Origin of the sequence: Kitasatospora sp. NPDC097643, from assembly GCF_040302625.1 — a bacterium.
Taxonomy (GTDB): domain Bacteria; phylum Actinomycetota; class Actinomycetes; order Streptomycetales; family Streptomycetaceae; genus Kitasatospora.
Map to the genome: position 1 here is coordinate 1 of NZ_JBEOSA010000144.1, position 4073 is coordinate 4073.

Here is a 4073-nt window from a genome sequence, read left to right on the forward strand (position 1 = left end):
GACGGCCAGGCCTACCACCTGGTCACCACCGCCACCGACGGCGCCCGCATCGACGGCTACGCCGACGACGTCGAACTCCGCGTCACCAAGCACGGCTTCGACACCCCGATCGGCGGCACCGCCGGCTGGACGCTGAAGAAGCCCACCTCGGTCACCACCGACGCGCTCGGCGCCAAGCTCACCACCAACACCGCCTACGACGCCCAGGGCCGCACGGTCGAGATCCGGGTCCCGGGCACCACCGACGCGGACTCGAACACCGTCAAGTCCGTGTACTACACGGCCGGTGCCAACGCCGCCGACCCGGCCTGCGCCAACCGGCCGGAGTGGGCGGGCCTGGCCTGCACCACCGCCCCGGGTGCCGCCGTCACCGGCGCGGACTCCGCGCGGATGCCGACCACCCTGCCGGTCAAGCAGGTCACCCGGTACTCGCGCGGCGGCAAGCCGGAGGAGGTCACCGAGACCAACGCCGGCAAGACCCGCAAGACGGTGACCGGCTACGACGCCATCGACCGGCAGCTCTCCGTCGAGACCACCGGCACCGAGGGCCAGGCCGTTCCGAAGAGCGAGACCACGTACGACCCCGCCACCGGCGAGGTCGTCAAGGTCACCGCGGGCAACGGGGTCGTCAGCACGGCCCGGGACGCCCTCGGCCGCACCATCTCGTACACCGACGCGGACGGCGCGGCGACCACGACCGAGTACGACCGCTTCGGCAAGCCGGTCAAGCTCACCGACGTCACCGGCACCCTGACGTTCACCTACGACCGCGCCAAGGAACCCCGCGGCCTGGTCACCTCGGTGAGCGACAGCAAGACGGGCGAGTTCACCGCCAAGTACAGCCCGGACGGCCAGCTCGTCGAGCAGACCTACCCCGGCGGCATCGTCCGCAAGGACACCTTCAACGCCTCCGGCAAGGCCGTCGCCCGCAGCTACACCCGGGCGTCCGACGGCGCGGTCGTCTGGTCGCAGACCAACGAACTGTCCACCCAGGGCCAGGTGGTGAAGGACGCCACCGGCAACGGCAGCAAGAGCTACGGCTACGACCGCCTGGGCCGACTGGTGAAGGCCGAGCAGAGCACCGCCAACGGCGGCTGCACGACCCGGGTCTACACCTACGACACCCACTACAACCGCACCGGGAAGGCGGTTTCCGGACCGGCCGGCGACGGCACCTGCTCCACCGCCGGCGCCACCACGACCACGTCCACCTTCGACAGCGCTGACCGGATCACCGACGCCGGCTACCAGTACGACGCGTTCGGCCGCACGGTGAAGACGCCGTCCGGCACGACTGTCGGGTACCGCGTCAACGACCTGGTGGCGTCCCAGGAGACCGCCGACACCCGGCAGACCTGGACCCTCGACCCGGCCGGCCGCCTCAACGGCAGCACCACCGCCAAGAAGCAGGCCGACGGCACCTGGTCGACCGTCGCGTCGAAGCTCAACCACTACAGCGGCGACGGCGACAGCCCGCGCTGGATCGTCGAGGACGTCACCGCGGGCGCCTGGACCCGCTACGTCCCCGGCACCGACGGCGACATGGCCGCCACCGTCACCGACAAGGGGGACATCCGACTCCAACTCACCAACCTGTTCGGCTCGGTCGTCCTGACCACCGACACCGCGCTCACCAAGCCCGTCCTCCTCGACTCCGACGAGTACGGCAACCCGGCCACCGGCCAGTCCGCCACCCGCTACGGCTGGCTCGGCGGCAAGCAGCGCTCGGCCGAGGCCCAGGACGGAATCGTCCTGATGGGCGTGCGCCTCTACAACCCGGCCACCGGCCGCTTCCTCTCCGTCGACCCGGTCTACGGCGGCAACGCCAACGCGTACGAGTACACGTACGGCGACCCGGTCAACCGCTACGACCTCGACGGCCGCATCAGCTGCAGCTTCTGCCGCAAGGTCGTCAACAAGGCGAAGAACAAGTGGGAGGAGACCAAGGCCGACTGGGGCAAGAACTGGAAGCACAAGCTGGTCAACGTCGGTGTGGGCTTCGTGTCCGCGACCGCGGCCGGCGTCTGCGTCGCCACCGTGGCCTGCGGTGGTGCCATGGTCCTGGTCGGTGCCGGCGCCATCTTCGCCGGCGGCCTGGGCGCACACTACGCGGTGTCCAACTCGGCGGAGCGCCGTCGGGGCATGGGCCAGTGGGTGAAGTCCACCGCCATCTCCGAGGTCAAGGGCGGCATCTGCGGCGCCCTCTGGGGCCGTGGCTGCTTCACCGGCTACGCCAGGGGCGCCGCACCGAAGTGGGGCCTCAAGGCGATCATGGGCGGCGGAACGCCTCCGCTGCTCTACAACACGCCCCGGACCTCATGGAGCCAGAGCATATTCGGCTGGTTCAAGCGGATTATGGAATAGCGTAAGCTGACGAATTAGCCAGGCGGGGGCGGGAAAGCACGACTTTCCCGCCCCCGTTCTCGATTCTCATGGAGGGGCCGTCATGATCGACAAGGAGCTCTGCAACACGACGGAGCACGTTGTCGTCGAAGCGGATCAGCGACAGGGCAGGTCCGGGCACGTATCGCTGCTCAGGACGCTGCGTCAGACCGGACTGGGCATGGCCTGCCTGGCAGTGCTGTCGGCGATCCTGTTCGTCTTCGTCGGACCGGCACCGGGATTCGGCCTGCTGGCCTTCGCGGCCCTCGTCGTGATCGCCGCATTCATCTTCTTCGCCATCGCCGGACACAAGCCGACCTGCTCGGCGAAGAAGGCGCTGATCCTCTTCTTCGGATGGCTGGAATACGCCTTCTGACGAAGACCCACCCAACGGCCCGCCGACCCCTCGGCGGGCCGTTTCGGCGTTCCGCGCGGTCTCGCCCCGGAGCGCTTCCAATCAACGGGAAGCGGTGCCGGTCGATGGCCGACAGACCGCCGTCAGCCCCCGAAGGAAACCAGACAAACCATCAGGTTTGGCTACCAAGCATCCTTGCTGAACTCCGATGGACGCGTGATCCGTTACATGATCGTCATCCTGAGTGGCCGCTGAGAGGTTCCTGAGGTGAGAGATTGTCAGTTGGCTTTGAAAGAAGTCCTTCTGACTATTGGTTACCTCTTGAGAGAGTCTTGATGTCACGACGGTCTCGGGCCTCGTCCGCATTTGCGGGCGGGGCCTTCTCTACGCGTCGGATGCGCCCGATATCGGCGCTCCTGACACTCGGCCTGCTGGTGCAGGCCAGCGTGGTGGTGGATGCGGTGACGGCCGATCCGGCCGCTGCCGCGCCCAAGCCGACCACGCCTCCGGCCGCCCCGACCACGGAGGCGCCGAACGAGGCGTCGGCGTTGCTCGCGGCCCGGCTGCAGAAGCGGCGGATCGAGGTCACCGGCGCCCGGACGGAGTTCACCACGCTGTGGGCGAACCCGGACGGCACGCTGACCTCGGACCGTTCCACCGGTCCGATCCGGATGAAGGTCGGCGAGGCCTGGGTGCCCGTCGACACCACGCTGGTGCAGACGCCCGACGGCAAGGTCGCGCCGAAGGCCCACCCCGGCGGGGTCGTCTTCGAGGGCGGCGACGCCGGCGTGACGGTGGGCGACAGCGCGCCAGGCGCTGCGGCGCCGGCGACCGCGCCCAGTGCGACGCCGAGCGCAACGCCGACGGCCACTGCTACGGCGGCTGCGAGCGCAACGCCGACGGCCACGCCCAGTGCGACGGCCACTGCTACGGCGGCTGCTACGCCGAACGCCTCTGCGTCGGCCGCCCCGGAGCGGGCTTCGCGCAGCGCGGCCCGTGCTGACGCTCCGGCAGCGGACCCGAAGCCTGCCGACCCGAAGCCCACCGATCAGAAGCCCGCCGAGCGCGCGCTGGTCAAGATCGGTACCGGTGACCAGCAGGTCCGCTTCGGCTGGCTGGGCAAGCTGCCCAAGCCCAAGCTGGACGGCAACAAGGCCACCTACGTCAACGCCCGCCCGGGCGTCGACCTCGTCCTCGAGGCCACCCGCACCGGCTTCGAGCAGTTCCTCGTCGTCAAGGACCGTTCCGCCGTCGGCCAGACCGGCACCGTGACGATCCCGCTGGACACCACCGGCCTCAACGTCGCCCCGCAGCAGGACGGTTCGATCCAGCTGCT

Annotated in this window: 2 protein-coding genes and 1 pseudogene; all 3 read left to right on the top strand. The window is 69.5% G+C overall.

Going from position 1 to position 4073, the window contains the following annotated elements; all coding sequences use genetic code 11:
* Positions 1-2364 (top strand): RHS repeat-associated core domain-containing protein (locus ABTY15_RS39440; RefSeq protein WP_350607509.1); only part of this gene is annotated, 2364 nt, incomplete at its 5' end.
* 82 nt (positions 2365-2446) lie between these two features.
* Positions 2447-2758: a hypothetical protein gene (locus ABTY15_RS39445; protein WP_350607513.1), complete on the top strand. Its 312-nt coding sequence runs from the start codon at positions 2447-2449 to the stop codon at positions 2756-2758.
* A gap of 374 nt (positions 2759-3132) precedes the next feature.
* Positions 3133-4073 (top strand): annotated as a pseudogene (locus ABTY15_RS39450) (hypothetical protein); the annotation flags it as partial.

Excerpts from the sequence above, each read along its gene's own strand:
- ABTY15_RS39445 (WP_350607513.1), top strand. The coding sequence starts at position 2,447 with ATGATCGACAAGGAGCTCTGCAACACGACGGAGCACGTTGTCGTCGAA.